Genomic DNA, 18,013 nt, shown 5'->3' with positions numbered 1-18,013 from the left:
CCGGACCGTTCAGGAAGTTCCTGTCTGCGGCCGTCTGAATCACAAATCCCCCTGATCGCCATGCGATCGGCCGCTTTTTAAGTCGTTTCGCCGATGAGGCTGTCGAAGGCTCTGGCCACATTCTCCAGCGTGTAGGGCTTTTGAATGATCGGACGCCCCCTGTGTTCGATCGGCGGATTGGCCTGTTCGCCGTAGCCGGTCGCGAAGATGAAGGGAACGCCGACTTCCGCCAGTCGGTCGGCGATCGGATAGCTGTGACGATCGCCGAGATTGATATCCAGCATGGCGACCGTGGGACGGGTCGTCTCGATGAATTCGAGCGCCCCCTCCACCGTAGCGGCGGTGGTGACGGAAGCCGCCCCCAGCCTATGGGCGATATCCTCGGCGTCCAGCGCGATGATGAGGCTGTCCTCGACCAACAGTATGTCGTGGTTGGCCAGCACCGCGTCCGGGAGGGCCTGGGGGTGGCCTGGGGCGGGCCGCGGGTATCTGATCATCTTGCCGCCGTCCGTGGGCCGCGGTTCCGACAGATGTCGCGCCGGGATGCGGAAGACGGCGTGCACGCCGCCGGGCTCATAGGCGACGTCCGCCGATCCGCCGAGATCATAGGGGACCGAGCGGCTGATGATGGTGGTGCCGAAGCCCTGCCGCGTCGGCGGGGTCACCGGCGGTCCGCCGATCTCACGCCACTCCATGACCAGGTCACCCGCCGCATTGCGGCTCCAGCCGATCACCACCCGCCCGTCCTGGGTCGAAAGACTCCCGTACTTGTTGGAGTTTGTGACCAGCTCATGCAGCACCAGCGCCATGGTGGAGTAGGCGTTGGGGTTCAGGAGAACGGGTTCGCCCTGGAGCGTGATGCGTCCCCGCTCATCGACGAAGGCGGCTGCTTCCGCGTCGATCAGCGCCTGCAGGGGCGCGGGTCCCCAGTGGTCGTCGGTGATCTGGTTGTGGGCGCGCGCCAGGGCGTGGATGCGTCCGTCCACGACCTTGACGAAGTCGGCGATGCTGGCGCTGGTGGGTTCCGACTGGCGGATCAGGCCCCGTATCAGACCCAGGATGTTGCGCACCCGGTGATTGAGCTCCGCAATGAGAAGCTCCTGACGCGCGCTCGATTGCTGGCGCTCGGCGGAGGCTTCATCGGCGAGACGCAGGACGACCTCTATCAGGGTCGCCCGCAGGGTCTCCGCCACCCGGATTTCTGACGCCGTGAACGGTTGAGAGCGTCCCTCGACCAGCTCTTTCCATTCGGCGAAGCTCTCGCGCGGCGTCAGGCGAGGGCCGTTCGGGCCAAAACTCACCGGCTTGTGCGGGTCGCCGCCCCAGCGCACGGAATGGATTAACTCTCGACGAAACAGGATGACGTAATCGCGCGGGGAGCGAGAGATCGGAATGGCCAGAAGACCGGCCGCGGCCGAGGCGAAGGCGGCTGCTTCGGGGACCAGCGAGCCGATGTGATCGGTCGCGAACACGCGACCGGCGGCCGTGCCGTTCAGCGCGCGCACGATGCGACGGAAATCCTCCAGAGGGGGCGTCTCGCCGGAAAAGGCGTGATTGCCGCCAAGCCATACGCCGACACCATCGGCCGGTATGGCGTGGGTGAGGATGTCTGCGAGCCAGTCAGGATCCTTCAGCAGGGTTTCGTCCGACGCCACGGCCCCCAACAGCTGGTCGGAAATATCCCGGGCGCGACGTTCGTACTCGACGGTCTCCTTACGCTCGCGACTTTCCAGGCGCATGGAGAACATCTGGGCGAACAGCTCGCTGACCGACCGTCGCTCGAAGGTGGGGCGTCTCGCGGCGTAGTGATGACAGGCGAAAAGACCCCAGAGCTTGCCGTCGACGATGATGGAAATCGACAACGAGGCGCCGACGCCCATGTTCTTGAGATATTCGATATGGATCGGTGAAACCGATCGCAGCGTCGAAAGAGAAAGATCTAGAGGCTGGCCCGCCTCGTTGCGCGAAGGAATGACGGGCACCGGCACGGCGTTCACGTCCGTGATCAATCTCAGGAGATTGCGCCGGTAGAGTTCCCGCGCCTGGGCGGGGATGTCGGTCGCCGGATAGCGAAGCCCCATGAACCGGCCGATGCCCGATCGCGCCGCCTCGGCCACGACCTCGCCGGACCCGTCCTCGGCGAACCGGTAGACCATGACTCGATCGTAGCCGAGGAGGGCGCGAACCTGGCGGGCGCCTTCTCTATAGAAGGCCGGAAAATCCGCCGCCTGATCCAGCCGCGACATCATGGATCGAACGGCGCCGCTTGCGTCGCCGTGTTCGCCGGACGCCGGTTCGGCCTCAATGACGATCTCTCCGGCGGAGACATGAACGGCGACGTCGAAAGCCGGACCGCCGTCCACGAGTACGCAACTGAACAGACGTTCGACGGCGTCACGTCCGCCCAGCATGGCGACGCGGTTGCGCAGATCGTGAACCGCCGTAGGGGTGAACAGGTCCTGGACCAGGGCGCCGATGACATCCTCCGGCGACTGATGGAGGAAATACTCGATGTTTGCGGAGGCGCGCGCCACCTGCCAATCGGCGGTCAGAGCGAGCAGGAAACCGATCGGTTGGATGGCTCCAGGGATGTGAATAGGTTCACGATCGCAATTGGTCAGATCGACCGAGGCGGCGGGGGTCGTCACTATCGGTCGGCTCCGGGGTAGGCGCGTGCGGCGTTTTCGAACACCGTGAACACTGAACAGGCGGCGCTTGCGGCCCTGTCGAAGCGGTCTGGCGAACTTAGCCGTTCATCAAGAACAGAGGCTAATGCGCGCCAGGCGGCCGGGTTCCCGGACGAGAGGAAAGATCTCGGGAGATTTTCGGAAACCGACCGGATCAGAACGGCGGCGCCAAGCCGAGAGCCTTCAAGGACATAGATGGCGCCCAATATCTCCGCCTCTCCACGAAAAGGCGTGACCGAGGCGGGTTCGGGCAAGGCCAGGCCCATCAGGCTCAGATCGGATCGCAGCGCCGCTGAGCGACGTCTTTCGGGCCAGTCCGGCAGATAAGCTCCCGCTTCGGCGCCATCCAGAGCGCCCTCGACGCCCATGAAGGCGCTCGCCTGGGCCTGGAGAAAGGCGGCGTAGTCGGCGTGACGAGTCAGATCATAGCCAGACATAAAGGCGTCCAGGCGCTCATGAGCGACGGAGGTGGCCGCCTTTAGCCTGAAGCGCGCGCTAATCGCGGCGGCCGGTCCAGAGAGATGGGGCAGGACAGGTTCCTTGGCTTGGGCGAGGGTACGCGACGCGGACGCCTATTGCTTAAGCGTCTGGAGCTTTGTCAAACACATGACCGCAGCCTGGCCGTAACGCATTGACCTAGGTTAGGATCGGCCATGCGTAGATCGATGGATCAAAGCGCATGGGCGCGGAAATTGGACGCGGTTGAAACAACCTGAAATGCCGATTTGAGGGTGGCTTGTGCGGCCCCTACCGTCCGCCTTGACGCAGTGCGAAGTGGCAAAGGCAGGTCATGAAGCGAGCGAGAACATAGCTGCCGAGCGGGAGGCCGCCCCCGCCCAAGACCTAATTGTCAAACCTCGAATACGCGGTATGGGAGTTCACCCAAGGTTCGCAGAACAGGCAAGGCGACATTGTAGACGGGGACGCCTCGTGCCGTGCGGCCTTCAGGCGCGCCGCGGTGAGCATGCCCGTGGACCACAAGTTTGACGTTCTCGTAGCGATCCACGACCTCCCCCAGGCGAGAGGAGCCGAGGAAGGGGTGAATCTCCGGCGGCTCGCCGATCACCGTGTCTACGATAGGCGCGTAGTGCAGCAGCACCACGCTGCGTTCAGTGCGAAGGGTGCGGATGGAATTCTCGATGAGGTTGGCGTCCTCGACCGCCTCCTGGACGAACTGCTTGATCGAAGCCTCTCCGAACGAACTGAGCATGTAACGACCGAAGCCGCCGACAAAGCCCTTGCCGCCGGCGAAACCGACGCCCCCGATCTCATAGGACTCTCCGGTCAGCATTCGGACGCCCGCCTCGGACATCAGTCGGGCGACTTCGTCGGGCTGGCCGCATTCATGCTCATGATTGCCGAGAACCCCGACCATGGGGATGCGGCAGGCCCGCAGGTCTTCGAGCAGGTTCTCGACCTCGCCTGTCTTGCCGAAGTTGACCAGGTCGCCGCACAGGCACAAGACATCTGCGTCTTCGTGGACGCGGTCGAAAAGATCGCGGTAGAGGCGATGCGAAGTCTCGCCGACGTGCAGGTCCCCGACGGCGGCGATACGCAGCTTCCTTCCTGGTCCAGCCTCCATGCCGGGTTGAGGCGTCTGGATGTCAGGCGACGGGGTCATGGCGTTCCTCCAGGCCCTTGCCGACAACGTCGCCGAAGCCCCATTCGCTGATGTCGGCGATATAGTCGCGAGGGCTGAACAGACGGCCGCGACAGACCCTGACGCGCGGCGCCGGCAGATCGACCTGGGCCTGAAGCCGTTCCAGGAGCTCGGTCATCAGCCATGCCGGCACACGGCCGCGCTCTGTGGGATAGGCGAAGCGGAAGTTCAGGAGGTGAGCCATGAGGACCTCCCAATAGAGGTCCATCTGATCCAGCATGGACTTCCAGTCTATGGCGTCGGACTGCTTGAGGATGACGTGGTTCACGTCGGCGCCGTCGTAGCGATACCGATCCTGGATGAAGACCTTGGACAGGATCAGGGCTGTCGGCGACGTGATCATGACCTCATGGCCGTAGACCGTGATCCGGTCCTCGCCAAACCAGCTGTCCGACACCGCGATGGTGCCGTTCGACATGGCGAAGATGACGTCGAAGAAATGCTTGTCGTCCTTCCAGACCTTGGCGATCCAGCGCTCGTCCTCGACATCCGTCCGGTATCCGCGTGCCTGGAAGTAGGCGAGAATGCGAGGGTAATCCCCGGGCTTGCAGAAGACGTCCAGGTCCTTGGTTGGACGGCGGATGCCGGTGTAGGCCGTCACCGCATAGGTGCCGGAGAGCAGGAAGGGCACGCCGGATTCCTTCAGAAGCCGAAGGCTCTCCTCGTAGAAGGCCATGGCCTCGGGCGGAGGTTCAAATGCGGGCTCGGCGACGGTGTCGGACATGCAGCGGGGTTCCTGAACAAGGTCAGGGAAACGGAGCCGCCAAGGCGAGGGTTCCGCGTCAGAAACGTCGGCGGAAGGGCCAGGACCATGAATATGCCGCAGAAGCCGTAAGGCTCGAGCCATGAGCTCAACAGGCCGCCGGTTGAATGAGATGGCCTGTAACCATTCGGCTATGCCGTTGAACCTTCTCGCGGCCAAGCAGTTAGCCAAAGCCAGGCTTTAGGGAGAGGGCGACATGACCATCGATGACCGGTCCGGCGGGGTGGTTCGACCCCTACATCGCATATTGCTGGCGTTTCCGATCAGCCTCTTCACCTTCGCCCTGTTCACCGACATCGCCTATCTGAAGACGGCGGAGATTCAGTGGACGAACTTCTCGGCCTGGCTCATCACCGGGGCGCTGGTGTTCGGCGGTATCGCAGGCGTCTTCTCCATCATCGATTATGTCGTCGGCGCGCGGCGGGGTCGGTCGCGCCTCGGCCTGATTCATCTTGTTGCGCTCGCCCTGGCCTGGGTGCTGGGGCTGGTGAACGCCTTCAAGCACAGTCAGGACGCCTGGAGTTCGGTCGGCGCCTTTGGCCTGACCCTGTCCCTCCTGTGCACATTGCTGGTCATGATCGCCGGCTGGATCGCCTATTCAGCCGGGGAGACAATCTGATGGACAAGAACCTGCTCGCCGCCAGCGCCGCGACCCTTGCAATGGCTTTCGCCGTGGCCTCCTGCGGTAACGCCAGCGATCCCAAGCTCAACCAGACGGGCGGCGCCCCCGACCTGCCAAGAATAAACGAGACCTTGGTTCCGGCGATGAAGATCAGCCCGCCCGCCGGCTGGAACGGCGAGACGCCGACCGTGCCGCAGGGCTTTACCGTCAGCGCCTTCGCAACCGATTTGAAAATTCCACGCCAGATGCTGGTCCTGCCGAACGGCGATGTGCTGATCGCCGAAGGGCGTGGCGGCCACGCACCGCGCCTGCGTCCCAAGGACGTGATCGCCGGTTTTATTAAAAAGCAGGGCAACACCAAGATCAAAGGGGGCGACCGCATCACCCTGCTGCGCGACGCCGACAACGACGGCGTTCCCGAACTGCGCGCCGTTCTGGTCGAGAATCTGGATGCGCCCTATGGTCTGGCCTATGTCGAGGGCTACCTCTACGTCGCCGAACAGGGCGCCCTGACCCGTTTCGCCTTCCAGCCCGGGCAGACCGGCATCGCGACGCCGGCCGAGCGTGTGACGGCCCTGCCGTCGCGCATCAACCACCACTGGACCAAGTCCCTGACTGTCAGTGCGGACGGGACCAAGTTTTATGTCGGCATCGGCTCCAACTCCAATATCGGCGAACGGGGACTGGCGGTGGAGGAGGAGAGGGCCGTGGTCTGGGAAATCGACCGCGCAACCGGCGCGCGTCGCACCATCGCCACCGGCATTCGCAACCCGACGGCCCTGGCGATCGAGCCCACGACCGGTCTCCTGTGGTCCGTGGTCAACGAGCGCGACGAACTGGGACCGCAACTGGTGCCTGACTACCTGACCCAGGTGCGCGACGGCGCCTTCTATGGCTGGCCCTACAGCTACTGGGGCCAGAACATCGATCCGCGCGTGAGACCGCAGAAGCCGGACATGGTCGCCAGGGCCGTCAAACCCGACTACGCCCTGGGCTCGCACGTCGCGGCGCTCGGTCTCGATTTCGCGCGCAGTGGCGGCTTTGGCGGCCCGTACGCCGACGGCGCTTTCATCGGCATGCACGGCAGCTGGAACCGCGAAGACCCATCCGGCTACAAGGTGGCTTGGGTGCCGTTCAGCGGCGGGCGTCCCGTCGGTCAGCCGGTCGATTTCGCCACGGGCTTCCTCAAGGACGGAGAGGCTCGCGGACGTCCGGTCGGCGTGGCCTTTGATCCGACGAAAAGGATTCTTCTGGTCGCTGACGACCTGTCCAATACGGTCTGGCGGATCGCTCCCTCGCGTTGAAGGCGTCACGGTCACGAGGCATGATTGAACCGTCGCCGTTCCGGGTCGTTAGCCGACCATGACCTCCACGCCCTGGACGCCCTACTGCGGACCCGCGCCCGACCCTGCGGATGTTCTGGGACGTTGGAACGGCGATCCCGTTCTTCTGATGGTCTTGGGACTTCTCGTCGCGTGCGGGGTATTTCTGGCGTTGAAAAGCCGCCCCGGGTCGTCCTCCTCGCTGGGCGCGGCCGGGGTGCTGGTTGTCGTCTTCATCTCGCCGCTGTGCGCTCTGAGTTCAGCCCTGTTCACGGCGCGCACGCTGAATCACCTCTTGCTCCTGCTTGCTGCGGCGCCCCTGCTGGCCCTGTGGCTGCCCAGGCTGATGGCGCCGCGACTGGCCTTGGCCACGGCTGTGCAGGCCGTCATCTTCTGGGCCTGGCACGCGCCTGATCTCTATGCTGCGGCCCTGTCGAACGACCTGATCTATTGGATCATGCAGCTGACCATTCTGGGCAGCGCGGTCTGGTTCTGGGCGGCGGTGCGCGCGTCGAACGCCGCAGCGGCTGTGGCGGGGCTGCTGGCGGCCATGCTGCTGATGGGCCTGCTCGGCGCCCTGATCGTGTTTGCGGGTCAGCCGCTCTATGCGCCTCACTTCGCCACCACACTGGCCTGGGGCATGACGCCGCTGGAGGATCAGCAGGCGGCGGGCCTGATCATGTGGGCCCCGGCGGCGGCGGCCTATCTCCTGGTCGCCCTATGGCGGATCAGCGGCCTGTTCAGCGGCGGGGAGGCGGCGCGTCCGGCATGATTGACCGGCTGATCGCACAGGCGCTGGAATGGGCGGCGGGGCACCATGATGAAGGCCGCTATTCGCCGGTCGCCATCGTCTTTCACTGGACCATGGCGGGCCTGGTTTTCTTCCAGATCGGGTGGGGTTGGTGGATGGGGCGGCTGCCGGTCGGCGGCGCCAAGGCGGCGGCCTATGAGGTCCATTTCGCCATCGGTCTGCTGATGCTGTTGCTGGTCATCGGCCGGCTGTCGTGGCGGCTGGTCGCACCCAATCTGATCAATGATGCGGACAAGCCGGGTTGGGAGAGCATAGCGGCGCACGTCACCCACTATGTCTTCTACATCTGCCTGTTCGGGCTCCCCCTGTCGGGCTGGGCCATGATCTCCGCCACCGCGCGAGACACGCCGCTCGCGGCGGCTGGGGTTATCCCCTGGCCCCTGCTGCCGATGCAGGATGTCTCCAACACCCGGCTATGGGCGATCGAGGCCGGCGCGGAATGGATGCACTGGGCCATGGTGGCGGCCTTGCTGCTGATGATCCCGATCCACGCCGGTGCGGCGCTCAAGCACCATCTGATCGATCGGGACGACGTGTTTCACGCGATGCTGCCGGTCGCGCCGCAGCTGCGGCCGAAACGGACGCGCTGGCAGCGGCGCTGGCGGGCGCTGGAGAAGCGGGTTGGTCGGACAGCCACCGAGCTATGGCGCGCGCTTCTGCGTCCGTCAGCCTCTGGACGGCGGCGGCCATGACGCCGCGTGGATCGTTGCGGCGCTTGCCCGACTTCCAGCGGTCGATCTGCTCCAGCGTATAGGCGGCGGGCTGGCCGGCCACGATCGGCTGGCCTTCGCCCGCGCCCTGGCCAGCGGCGCCGTGGCAGGCGGAGCAGGCGGTGATCCCGCGGCTTGCGTCTCCGGAGATCCAGATGGGCGGGGGCGAGGCGGGGGGCGCAGGCCGCGCCTTGTCGTCTGCGGGCAGACCGGCGTACCAGGCCGCCACCGCGCGACGGCTGTCGGCCTCGAGACCCTTGGCGATGCGGCTCATCACGTCGTCGGGCCGCAGGCCGCTGGCGTAGTCCTCCATCTGTTTCTGCAGATAGCCCGCATCCAGCCCCGCCAGTCGCGGCGTCGAGACGCCATCGCCCTGACCCTGCAGTCCATGACAGGTAAAGCAGGCGTTCGCCGCTCCGCCGGCGCCGCCGCCCATGGCGACGACCTGGCCAGATGCGGAGAAGGCGCGGTCGGTCTCGCCGGGCGTGGCGTCGCACGCGACAAGGCCGGCGCTGGCGAGAATGAGGCCGAGAAGAGTGAGGGGAGGGAGGGCGCGCACCTTGTCCCAACACCGCCTTATGGTCCCGGTTCCAGGCGGGAACCGCTCAGGCTGCGAAGGATTGGGTTCTGGTGAAGCTGGAGAGGGGCGGGATGCGAACATGTACGGACGATGCGGACCATAGGGACCTTGCTACTGTCGATGGGGCTGTGCGCCGCCTTGACAGCTTGCGCCGACAAGGCGAATGCGCCGCGCCCGCTGGCCCAGGCGGACGCCGCCGAAGGGCTGAGGCTGATCGAGCGTCATGGATGCGCGGCCTGCCACGCCATCCCCGGGGTGCGCTGGCCGCAGGGGCGAACCGGCGGCGATCTTGCGGGTGTGGCGGCGCGACCGATGATCGCAGGACGGTTGCCCAATCAGCCGGCGGTGATGGCGGCCTTTGTGCAGAACGCGCCGGCCCTGCTGCCCGACACGGGAATGCCGCTCATGCCCCTGGCCGACGCCGAAGCCCGCGACGTGGCGGCCTATCTCTATATGCTCGATGACGATTGAGACGCCCGCCATGCTGAGCGGCTGGCCGCCGCCTGTGCTGGACCCGGCCGGCCCCTTCGCCGGGCCGGTGACGACGGTCGCCTGGGTCCTGTTCGTCATGGGCGCCATGGTGCTGACCCTGGTGCTGGTCGCGCTCGGCGTCGCCCTGTTCGGCCCGCGTCGGTGGAAGCGCCGCGTCGGGGGCGAGAAGCTGGTTTGGATCGGGGGGCTGGCCTTTCCCGTCGTCGTGCTGACCGGCCTGTTGATCTACGGCCTGAGCGTGACGGCGCGCGTGGCCGACGCGCCGCGTCCGGGCGAGATGCGGGTCCGCGTCACCGGCGAGATGTGGTGGTGGCGGGTGGCCTATCTGGATGATCAGGGAAGGGAGATCGTTCAGGACGCTAATGAGGTCCACATTCCCGCCGGTCGTCCGGTGGTGCTGGAGCTTGAAAGCGCGGATGTGATCCACAGCGTCTGGATCCCGCGTCTGGGCGGCAAGACCGACATGATCCCCGGGCGGCGCAACTTCATGCGCCTGCAGGCCGACGAACCGGGCATCTATGCCGGCCAGTGCGCGGAATACTGCGGCGGGCCCCACGCCCTGATGGGACTGGTTGTGGTGGCTCATTCGCCTGCTGAGTTTGCGGCGTGGCGTCTCAAACAGGCCGCTCCGGCGGCGGTGTCGAGATCGCCCGGCGCGGCGGTGTTCACAGCTTCGGGGTGCGGCGCCTGCCACACGATCCGGGGAACCGAGGCCAATGGTCTGGCCGGGCCGGACCTGACCCATGTCGGATCGCGCCAGACCCTTGGGGCCGGCATCCTGCCCAATAACCAGGGCACGATGGCAGGCTGGATCGCCGACAGCCAGGGCATCAAGCCCGGCAACCGCATGCCCTCCTATTCCGTCCTGAGCGGCCAGCAGCTGCGGGATGTCTCCGCCTATCTGGAAAGCCTCAAATGACGTCGGAAACCGGCTTCGACGTCGACAAGTACGACCGGTTCCCGACCACGCAGCCCCGGCCTGAGGGGGAGCTGGAGCAGCTGGAACAGGCCTGGTGCGGGCCGCGCTCGCCGTGGGAATGGATCACGGCGACCAATAACAACATCATCGGCGTCTATTATGTCGGCGCGGCCATGCTCTTTTTCGTGCTGGCGGGGGTCCTGGCCCTGCTGATGCGGACGCAGCTGGCCCTGCCGATGACGGGCTTGCTGCCCCAGGACACCTACAACCAGATCTTCACCATGCATGGCACGGTGATGATGTTCCTGTTCGCCGTGCCGGCGGTCGAGGCCCTAGGCGTCCTGCTGTTGCCGCAGATGCTGGGCGCGCGCGACCTGCCGTTTCCGCGTCTGGGGGCCTACGCCTTCTGGGCCTATCTGATCGGAGGGCTGGCCTTCTTCTGCTCGCTGTTCTTCGGCCTGGCGCCCGACGGCGGCTGGTTCATGTATCCGCCCCTGACCAGCACCACATATTCGCCGGGGATCAAGGCTGACTTCTGGCTGCTGGGGATCGGCTTCATCGAAATCTCGGCTATCGCGGGGGCCATCGAGATCATCGTCGGAGTGTTGAAGACGCGCGCGCCGGGCATGACCCTGGACAAGCTGCCGGTCTTCGCCTGGGCCATGCTGATCTTTGCCTGCATGATCATCATCGCCTTTCCCTCCATCATCCTGGCGACCCTGTTGCTGGAGATGGAGCGCGCCCTGGGCTGGCCCTTCTTCGACCCGCTCAAGGGGGGGGACCCCATGCTGTGGCAACACCTGTTCTGGTTCTTCGGACACCCTGAGGTCTACATCATCTTCCTGCCTGCGGCGGGGGCCATGTCGACCATCATCCCGGCCATGGCGCGCACCCCTCTAGTCGGACATCCGCTGGTGGTCATGGCCATGCTGGCGACGGGCTTCATCAGTTTCGGCGTCTGGGCCCACCACATGTTCACGACGGGCATGCCCCAGATCAGCATCAACTATTTCAGCGCGGCCTCCATGGCGGTCAGCGTGCCGGCCGGGGTTCAGGTCTTCGCCTGGATCGCGACCATAGCAGCGGGCAAGATGCGGTTTTCGACCCCCGGCCTGTTCGCGGTCGGCGGGATGGTCATCTTTGTCATGGGCGGACTGACCGGGGTCATGGTCGCCATGGTGCCCTTCGACTGGCAGGCCCACGACAGCTATTTCATCGTCGCCCACCTGCACTACGTCCTGATCGGCGGCATGGTCTTCCCCCTGTTCGCCGCCATCTATTATTGGCTGCCCATGTCCAGCGCGCGGCCCCTGAGCGAATCCTGGGGGAAGTGGATCTTCTGGCTCATGTTCGCCGGGCACAACCTGGCCTTCATGCCCATGCACCTGACCGGGCTGATGGGCATGCCGAGGCGGGTCTACACCTACCTGCCGGGGAGAGGCTGGGATCTGCCCAACTTCATCTCGACCATCGGCGCCTTCATGTTCGGTCTGGCCGTCCTGCTGTGGGTCATCGACATGATCCGCAACTTCCGGCCCTTCGGTCCGCGCGAGGCCGGCAACATCCACGACGGCCCGGGCCTGGAGTGGCTGCCCAGCGGATTCTATTCGGTGCGGTCGATCCCGGTGGTGAAGAGCCTCTATCCCTTGTGGGACCAGAGGGGGCTGGCCAGGGACGTGGCGGCGGGCCGCTACCTCCTGCCGGGCGCGGCCCGGGGCGAGCGCCAGACCCTGGTCACCAGTCCGCTGAACGCCGAGCCGCAGTATGTGCTGCGGATCCCCAGACCATCGGCCTGGCACGTGTTCGGGGCGGTCTACACTGCGGGCTTCTTCCTGATCCTGACCGTTCAGGCCTATGCGGCCGCCGTCGTCAGCGGCGTGCTGGCCGTCTACTGCATCATGCGCTGGTGCTGGTTCCTGGACGCGCCTCATGCCCGCAAGACGACTGACATCGGGGCGTCGATCCGCGTGCCCAACTATGTGTCAGGTCCTTCCAGTCACGGATGGTGGGCCATGGTGATCGTCCTCGTCGTCGGCGCCATGGTCTGCCTGCTGGCAGGGTTCTCCTATGTCTTCCTGTGGAGCCGAAGGCCGGATCTGTGGCAGGCCCCCCCGGACATCAGCTCGTTCATGGCGTCCGTCGGCCTGCTGGTCGTGGCCGGGCTTTGCGCCGGCGCAGCGCCGCGGGCCGTGCGAACGGCGCGAGAGGGAGCGGTTACGGTCGCAGCCGGCTTGCTGGCGCTGGCCTCCGCCGCGGCGATCGCGGCGACGATCCTGGAGGGGAGGGCGTGGTGGGCGACCGGATTGCGGCCGGAGGTTTCCAGCCAGGGGGCGTCGGTCTACGCCCTGCTCGGATGGGCCGGGACCTTCGCGGCTGTCGGCGGCCTGATGGGGCTCTATGTCGTGCTGAGGCGGTTGTTTGGTCGTCTGGCCGCCGAACGCCCTTCGACCGTGGACCTGATCGGCCTCTTCCTGGCCTTCACCGCAGCCCAGGCGATCGGGGTGATCCTGCTGGTCCGCCTCTTCCCGGGCGGTGCGACATGACCCGCTGGTTGAGGATGACCGGCGGGCTGCTGATCTGGGCCGCGCACTTCGTCGGGGTCTATCTGATTTCCAGCGCCGCCGACGTCTGGTCGTCCAGCGAAGCCGGAAGCGCGCGCTGGATAGGGCTGGCGTTCAGCATGGGCTGTCTGCTCGCCATTGTCGCCATGGGGGCATGGTTCTGGAGAGGGCGACGCCAGGTGTCCGGTCCGGAGGCATGGGAGCGGCGGGTGGGCCTGACGAGTCTCCTGGTCGCCGTGATCGGCGTCTGCTGGCAGACAGCGCCGCTGGCTTTTTAAACGTATGCCGCGGACGCCGCTTTGGACTTATGACAATAGGCCACGCTGGACACTGAGTTTTTGGCCCCTATCCATATTCATCGCAATCTCTCTGTCCTGTCTGATGCGGCCGAGTATGACGCTTCCTGCCTCCCGCCCGGGGCCGCACGGAACTGGCAGAGCGGCTGGGGTTTGGCGTCGACCGAGGGTATGGCTGTCTGTCACCCCTTTCGCCCGATGGTCGGCCCGACCTGTGCGCAGGTCCTGCGCCGCAGCGGTCGCCCGAGCAGATAGGGCGTTTCGATGCACGGGGTGCAAAGGGCGGCGGCCGGCTCTGGGGCAGGCTCTGGGGCCGGGTCGGTTATCGGCCCGGCGGCGCCGCCGCCCCGCTGACGCTTCATCTATATCTTGTCCTGCCGATCTCGAGGCGCTTCAGCATGCTCGGGCGGCCTCCTGCGGAAGACATCCCGAACGCCTGGAGGTTGGCTGCGGCCATCTGGGCATCCTGTCCAGTCGCCTGCCTCCCGGCGCCCGCCCTGATGTGGATTTGGCGTGCAGAGTGATCTGGGAGGGCGCATGCCTGAGGATCTCGTGCGTGAAGATCCTCAGATCGCCGCCCTCAAGCCGCGCGGAGCCCGATACGAGGTGGCTGTCGCGTCTTTCTGTCCGCGTCTGGCCGACCGTCGCCAAAGGCTTCGAGCTTCGCGACATGGCCGACAAGCGGCGGCCCTGGGCCAGTCATGTCTCTAATCTGTAACCCTCCGGACAGCGCGAGGAAGCGGGTCAGCCAAGCTTGGAATAGAGCCCGCCTCCCCATATTCCATCCTCATCACCAGGACGGAGGCGATCATCCATGGCTGGAGGCTGGACCAGGGACGGCGCGGTGCTTGACCAGATTAACGACACTGTCGTTGACGGCGTCCTCACAGCACGCGCTCGTATTCCCAATGGGCCGGGGCGAGACGCCTGTCTCGAATGTGGCGACGCCATTCCCGAAGCCCGTCGCCGCGCCATGCCAGGGGCTGCGACCTGTGTTTCCTGCCAGTCCGGCAGGGACGCGCGGATTGTGACCGTCGGCATCAACCGGCGCGGAAGTAAGGACAGTCAGCTGCGCTAGGAGCCGCGCAGTGAGGTTGCGTAGATAAGGCTGCTGGACGGGAGTAGACCTTCTTCTATCAATCAGTCTTGAACGCCTGGGCTGCTTCTGCCGTCGCTAGCTCCGCCGCCTGGAAAAGGCGGATGTGTTGGCGGCGCGCACCCAAGAGATGCGCGAGCACGGCTTTGGGAGCTTCGGTCGCGCCAGGCGTCTACCCGTCAACCCGGGGAAACGCGACGACGATGTCGACGTTCGATGCCTGGGGCGCCTGAGGCCTCTCCAGCACGTTTGTGTCCGGTATCGGCCATTTGGGACCCGCCCGACTTCCCCGAACGTAGAAGTCTTCATGGCGACCTATGATTTCATCTTGAGCGGCGTGGACTCCGAGATGCCCCTACAGGGCGCGGCGTCCACGGACGCCGAGGCCTGGCGGGAGGCCATCCTCTTCCTTTCGGAGATGTTGCGCGAGAAGCCTGTGCGGGAAGGCGGCGCCTTCTCGCTTCAGATCATTGTCCGGAACGAAGGTCGGGAAATCTGCCGGGTCGGCGCTTCGGCTCATTAGAGCCTGGGCCTAAGGGGCGAAGAAGACGGCCGGTTACGCCAAAGGGGGGCAATCACGGAGCCGGCCGTCTGCCGATCTTCTCCCCAAGAAGGATCTGCACCAGGGCAACGTCGCGTGCGCCGTCGCCGCTCCCTCCGTCGGGTTCCGGACTTATCGCCTCGTTTGGGGAGAGAAGCGGCCCTTGAGGCGAGCTTTTCCCTGGGGCCTGGAGCGAGACGGACGGTCCGGCGTTGCTCCGGAAGTCATCAGGAGCAGACACATGAGCATGCACGACCAAGCCTTCAGAACTGTCGAACTCCCGGCGCTTCCGGGAAAACTGGGTGAGATCGACGCTCTTCTACAGGCGGTCAGATCCTCTGGCGCTGCAACCGGGGAGCGCGTCGTGCTCCAGCAGATAGCGCGTATTATCGACCGCTCTTCTGGCGGTCACATCTACCAGAAGCCGCTCGGCTGAGCGGCGTCTTCCACGCTGTAGCGGCGGGTCCGGCGCAATGTTCAAAACCCGACATAACTTCAGAATGCGGATTTTATCGACGATTTCAGCCCGTTTCCGAGCAATTTTGGAGGGTTCCGTTGGAGGTGTGGAAATTTCAGTCGGCAACTCTTTGGGGGGGCATCGCTTGAAATCGCTCACAACGAAAGGCGCTTGAATGAAGCTGTTAATTCCCGCTCTCGCCGCGACGGCGCTGATGCTGACCGCGTGTGGAGACAATGCTTCCGATCGCGGGCAGGTTGAAGGTCCCGTGGTTTCGGGGTCTGAAACGCCGCGCAATCCGGCCGTCGATACGGGCGGCGGCGATACGCTTACACCGGGAGCCAACTCCTTCACGGAGGCTCAGGCGCGTTCGGCGATCGAAAAGCAGGGCTATGTCATCGCCGGCCCGTTGAGCCAGGACGCCCAGGGCCTGTGGAGCGCTTCCGCCACCAAGGACGGCGCCGAGGCCGTGGTCTCGGTCGACTACAAGGGCGTGGTGAGCGCCGCCGTTCCGGGTCGCTGACCCTTCAACGACAACTGATATTCAAAGGAGCTCTCATGCCTGTTGTTACGCGTCTGTTCGACCACCACACCGAGGCCTTGGCCGCCGTCTCTGAACTCGAGGCCGCCGGCTTTGATCATTCGACCATCAGCATTGTCTCCAACAATGCGGAAGAATGGCATGATGGTCATCAACACAAGGACCATGCCGGCTCCGCCCTGGGCGACAGGAATGGCGACGGCGTCAACGACGTCGGCGAAGGGGCGGGCAAGGGTGCGGCTGCGGGTGGCGCCCTCGGCGCCGGCGTCGGTGTTCTGGCCGGCCTGGGCATGCTGGCGATCCCGGGCCTGGGGCCGGTCGTTGCGGCGGGTTGGCTTGCGTCGACGGCTGTCGGCGCCGCGGTGGGCGCGGCGGCCGGCGGTGCGACCGGCGGTCTTCTCGGCGCGCTCAAGGAAGCCGGCCACAGCGACGAAGACGCTCACGTCTATGCCGAGGGCGTTCGGCGCGGCGGCACGCTCGTCAGCGTCCAGGCGTCCGATGCGGATCGCGCGCGGATCGAGACCATTCTGGACAATCGTCGCGGCCTGGATGCTGTCACCCGAGGCGGCGTCTACCGCCAGGCGGGCTGGACCGAGTTCGATCCGCGGGGTGAACCCTATAGTCCGGAACAGATCAGAGCCGAACGCGCGCGCTACCGCTGACGCGGTTCAAAAAACCCGGGGCGTCTCTCCTGACCGGAGCGACGCCCCTCTTTTGTCGGCGACGGCAGTGTCGCCCAGACGACATTTCCCGCCTGGGGTGGGGATTTCGGCGTTCCTGGTCTAGGCAAGGGTCGAAGACATGGGCGTCGTCATTTCTTTTCCAGACAGGGTCCGCCCAGGTCGCAGACGGCGCGCCTCGAGGTTAGCGGTTGTCGGCTTTTGCGCTGGCTTGCTCGTCGCGGCAGGCGTCGTGCTGGCGGGCCAGGATCTTCTTCGAGGAGGACGGGGCGGCCTCCTGAACGAGGCGGCAGGCCGCTCAGCATCGGTCGCTCGGGTCCACCCTGATCAGGCGGCTGTATCCCGTTGATGAGCATCATTGGAGACCAGGCTCGCAGATTCCGCAGGGGGTTGCGGGCCGACGACCATGGTCGCCGAGGGCGTCCTGCTGTCGCCGCAGCCGCAAGACACGGCGCGCAGACCGGCCAGGTCGAGGATCTGGACCCGTCCACGTCCGAACCGGACCAGACCGAGGGACTGCAGGCGTCCAGCGGCGGCGTTGACGCTGGTCCTCTGCACGCCGAGCATGGCGCCGAAATCGGCCTGGGTCAGCCGGAGGGGCGCGCCATTGGCCCCGCAATGGAGCCGGACCAGCCACTTCGCCAGCCGCTCCTGGACCAAGTGCGAGGCGTTGCAGGCCGCTTCGGCGGCCAGCCCGCTCAGTCGTCTGGAAGACTGCCGGGCGACCAGACGGTTGAGCCAGTCGCGGCCGAGGCCGTCGACGACGCAGTCGGCGGGCACGCGGCAAAAGGTGGTGTCGATCAGGGCTCTGGCCGTTGGCCGGTCGGCGTCGGGGTCAAGGGCGTGGTCCCATCCATGAACCGACCCGGCGACGACGGTCGCGACGCAGATGCGGTCGCCGTGCGGGAAGAGGCCCAGAACGCCTGCGAGAACAAAGGAGAGAAAGCCGGTTTCCACGAGGGGTTGGCCGGCAGGGATCGTCATCAGCCTGCTGCGAGCCTGTGCGATCGACTGGATGCTGCGCGGGAGCGCCTGGAAGACAGGATGGTCGACCAGGTCCAGGTGCGGTCGATGAAGACCGCAACCTGTATTGGTGAGGCTGATCATAGTTTGCATGTCGGACTCCTGAGCGCAGAGTGACGCCCCGGGCACAAGCCGCACTTACATGGGTTAGGAATAGCGCGAGGAAGTCTGAAATGCGCGAGCAGCCGATGTCGTCTTTTTCGCCAAGTCCGGCTCAGTGCATAGGGAACGAGCGCCCAGGCTTTGAATTCA

The 18,013-nt window shown here is 65.6% G+C and carries 18 protein-coding genes and 1 pseudogene; 13 read left to right on the top strand and 6 right to left on the bottom strand.

The genetic code is table 11. The annotated features are described in order from the left end of the window. Positions 1-77: 77 nt before the first annotated feature. The 4 genes from P0Y52_08735 to P0Y52_08720 form a co-directional block, all read right to left on the bottom strand. A complete protein-coding gene (locus tag P0Y52_08735) occupies positions 78-2,648 on the bottom strand; it encodes an HWE histidine kinase domain-containing protein (GenBank protein ID WEK56637.1) in 2,571 nt (856 codons plus the stop codon). Beyond that, positions 2,648-3,124 carry a biliverdin-producing heme oxygenase gene (locus P0Y52_08730; GenBank protein ID WEK56636.1) on the bottom strand — a complete coding sequence of 159 codons (477 nt, stop codon included), beginning with the start codon at positions 3,122-3,124 and terminating at the stop codon, positions 2,648-2,650. Before P0Y52_08730 ends, P0Y52_08735 begins: the two co-directional genes overlap by 1 nt. 413 nt (positions 3,125-3,537) lie before the next feature. Next, on the bottom strand, positions 3,538-4,308 hold the full coding sequence (locus tag P0Y52_08725; protein ID WEK56635.1) for a metallophosphoesterase: 771 nt from the start codon (positions 4,306-4,308) through the stop codon (positions 3,538-3,540). Further along, entirely contained in the window at positions 4,292-5,071 is a 780-nt protein-coding gene (locus P0Y52_08720; protein ID WEK56634.1) for a hypothetical protein, read from the bottom strand. Before P0Y52_08720 ends, P0Y52_08725 begins: the two co-directional genes overlap by 17 nt. A gap of 235 nt (positions 5,072-5,306) precedes the next feature. Here P0Y52_08720 and P0Y52_08715 point away from each other — a divergent pair, with 235 nt between their 5' ends. From P0Y52_08715 to P0Y52_08700, 4 genes are read left to right on the top strand one after another with little or no spacing between them, the layout of a single operon-like run. Next, complete coding sequence (locus P0Y52_08715) at positions 5,307-5,729, top strand: hypothetical protein (GenBank protein WEK56633.1); 423 nt, start codon at positions 5,307-5,309, stop codon at positions 5,727-5,729. Continuing rightward, a complete protein-coding gene (locus P0Y52_08710) occupies positions 5,729-7,036 on the top strand; it encodes a sorbosone dehydrogenase family protein (GenBank protein ID WEK56632.1) in 1,308 nt (435 codons plus the stop codon). Before P0Y52_08715 ends, P0Y52_08710 begins: the two co-directional genes overlap by 1 nt. A 58-nt stretch (positions 7,037-7,094) precedes the next feature. Further along, entirely contained in the window at positions 7,095-7,826 is a 732-nt protein-coding gene (locus P0Y52_08705; GenBank protein WEK56631.1) for a cytochrome c oxidase assembly protein, read from the top strand. Continuing rightward, complete coding sequence (locus P0Y52_08700) at positions 7,823-8,557, top strand: cytochrome b (protein ID WEK56630.1); 735 nt, start codon at positions 7,823-7,825, stop codon at positions 8,555-8,557. The genes P0Y52_08705 and P0Y52_08700 overlap by 4 nt, the downstream gene beginning before the upstream one ends. On the opposite strand, the pseudogene P0Y52_08695 reads toward P0Y52_08700, so the two are convergent. Further along, positions 8,550-8,849 (bottom strand): annotated as a pseudogene (locus P0Y52_08695) (c-type cytochrome). The gene P0Y52_08700 and the pseudogene P0Y52_08695 overlap by 8 nt on opposite strands. Before the next feature lie 414 nt (positions 8,850-9,263). Here P0Y52_08695 and P0Y52_08690 point away from each other — a divergent pair. From P0Y52_08690 to P0Y52_08650, 9 genes are all read left to right on the top strand, one after another. Beyond that, on the top strand, positions 9,264-9,626 hold the full coding sequence (locus P0Y52_08690; protein WEK56629.1) for a c-type cytochrome: 363 nt from the start codon (positions 9,264-9,266) through the stop codon (positions 9,624-9,626). Further along, positions 9,616-10,566: a cytochrome c oxidase subunit II gene (coxB, locus tag P0Y52_08685; GenBank protein WEK56628.1), complete on the top strand. Its 951-nt coding sequence runs from the start codon at positions 9,616-9,618 to the stop codon at positions 10,564-10,566. The genes P0Y52_08690 and coxB overlap by 11 nt, the downstream gene beginning before the upstream one ends. Further along, a complete protein-coding gene (locus tag P0Y52_08680) occupies positions 10,563-13,109 on the top strand; it encodes a cbb3-type cytochrome c oxidase subunit I (GenBank protein ID WEK56627.1) in 2,547 nt (848 codons plus the stop codon). Before coxB ends, P0Y52_08680 begins: the two co-directional genes overlap by 4 nt. Beyond that, positions 13,106-13,405, top strand: a complete 300-nt coding sequence (locus P0Y52_08675; protein WEK56626.1) for a hypothetical protein — start codon at positions 13,106-13,108, stop codon at positions 13,403-13,405. Before P0Y52_08680 ends, P0Y52_08675 begins: the two co-directional genes overlap by 4 nt. A gap of 832 nt (positions 13,406-14,237) precedes the next feature. Then, complete coding sequence (locus tag P0Y52_08670) at positions 14,238-14,501, top strand: DksA/TraR family C4-type zinc finger protein (GenBank protein WEK56625.1); 264 nt, start codon at positions 14,238-14,240, stop codon at positions 14,499-14,501. Positions 14,502-14,826: 325 nt separating this feature from the next. Next, positions 14,827-15,042 (top strand): hypothetical protein, encoded by a 216-nt coding sequence (locus P0Y52_08665; protein WEK56624.1) that lies wholly within the window; start codon positions 14,827-14,829, stop codon positions 15,040-15,042. Positions 15,043-15,301: 259 nt separating this feature from the next. Continuing rightward, entirely contained in the window at positions 15,302-15,496 is a 195-nt protein-coding gene (locus tag P0Y52_08660; protein WEK56623.1) for a hypothetical protein, read from the top strand. A 196-nt stretch (positions 15,497-15,692) separates the two neighbouring features. Then, positions 15,693-16,040 (top strand): hypothetical protein, encoded by a 348-nt coding sequence (locus tag P0Y52_08655; GenBank protein WEK56622.1) that lies wholly within the window; start codon positions 15,693-15,695, stop codon positions 16,038-16,040. 35 nt (positions 16,041-16,075) lie between these two features. Further along, on the top strand, positions 16,076-16,720 hold the full coding sequence (locus P0Y52_08650; protein WEK56621.1) for a hypothetical protein: 645 nt from the start codon (positions 16,076-16,078) through the stop codon (positions 16,718-16,720). Between the two features lie 345 nt (positions 16,721-17,065). On the opposite strand, the gene P0Y52_08645 is transcribed toward P0Y52_08650, so the two are convergent. Next, on the bottom strand, positions 17,066-17,845 hold the full coding sequence (locus tag P0Y52_08645; protein WEK56620.1) for a Crp/Fnr family transcriptional regulator: 780 nt from the start codon (positions 17,843-17,845) through the stop codon (positions 17,066-17,068). Positions 17,846-18,013 lie beyond the last annotated feature (168 nt).

Origin of the sequence: Candidatus Brevundimonas phytovorans, assembly GCA_029203145.1 — a bacterium.
In the GTDB taxonomy this organism is placed as follows: Bacteria; Pseudomonadota; Alphaproteobacteria; order Caulobacterales; family Caulobacteraceae; genus Brevundimonas; species Brevundimonas phytovorans.
The sequence above is the reverse complement of the archived record's forward strand: the minus strand, read 5'-3'. Positions and strand labels throughout refer to the sequence as shown.

Excerpts from the sequence above, each read along its gene's own strand:
- P0Y52_08705 (WEK56631.1), top strand. The coding sequence starts at position 7,095 with ATGACCTCCACGCCCTGGACGCCCTACTGCGGACCCGCGCCCGACCCT.
- P0Y52_08650 (WEK56621.1), top strand. The coding sequence starts at position 16,076 with ATGCCTGTTGTTACGCGTCTGTTCGACCACCACACCGAGGCCTTGGCC.
- coxB (WEK56628.1), top strand. The coding sequence starts at position 9,616 with ATGACGATTGAGACGCCCGCCATGCTGAGCGGCTGGCCGCCGCCTGTG.
- P0Y52_08720 (WEK56634.1), bottom strand. The coding sequence starts at position 5,071 with ATGTCCGACACCGTCGCCGAGCCCGCATTTGAACCTCCGCCCGAGGCC.
- P0Y52_08725 (WEK56635.1), bottom strand. The coding sequence starts at position 4,308 with ATGACCCCGTCGCCTGACATCCAGACGCCTCAACCCGGCATGGAGGCT.
- P0Y52_08645 (WEK56620.1), bottom strand. The coding sequence starts at position 17,845 with ATGATCAGCCTCACCAATACAGGTTGCGGTCTTCATCGACCGCACCTG.
- P0Y52_08665 (WEK56624.1), top strand. The coding sequence starts at position 14,827 with ATGGCGACCTATGATTTCATCTTGAGCGGCGTGGACTCCGAGATGCCC.
- P0Y52_08730 (WEK56636.1), bottom strand. The coding sequence starts at position 3,124 with ATGTCTGGCTATGATCTGACTCGTCACGCCGACTACGCCGCCTTTCTC.
- P0Y52_08675 (WEK56626.1), top strand. The coding sequence starts at position 13,106 with ATGACCCGCTGGTTGAGGATGACCGGCGGGCTGCTGATCTGGGCCGCG.
- P0Y52_08710 (WEK56632.1), top strand. The coding sequence starts at position 5,729 with ATGGACAAGAACCTGCTCGCCGCCAGCGCCGCGACCCTTGCAATGGCT.
- P0Y52_08660 (WEK56623.1), top strand. The coding sequence starts at position 15,302 with ATGAGCATGCACGACCAAGCCTTCAGAACTGTCGAACTCCCGGCGCTT.
- P0Y52_08670 (WEK56625.1), top strand. The coding sequence starts at position 14,238 with ATGGCTGGAGGCTGGACCAGGGACGGCGCGGTGCTTGACCAGATTAAC.
- P0Y52_08680 (WEK56627.1), top strand. The coding sequence starts at position 10,563 with ATGACGTCGGAAACCGGCTTCGACGTCGACAAGTACGACCGGTTCCCG.
- P0Y52_08700 (WEK56630.1), top strand. The coding sequence starts at position 7,823 with ATGATTGACCGGCTGATCGCACAGGCGCTGGAATGGGCGGCGGGGCAC.
- P0Y52_08715 (WEK56633.1), top strand. The coding sequence starts at position 5,307 with ATGACCATCGATGACCGGTCCGGCGGGGTGGTTCGACCCCTACATCGC.
- P0Y52_08655 (WEK56622.1), top strand. The coding sequence starts at position 15,693 with ATGAAGCTGTTAATTCCCGCTCTCGCCGCGACGGCGCTGATGCTGACC.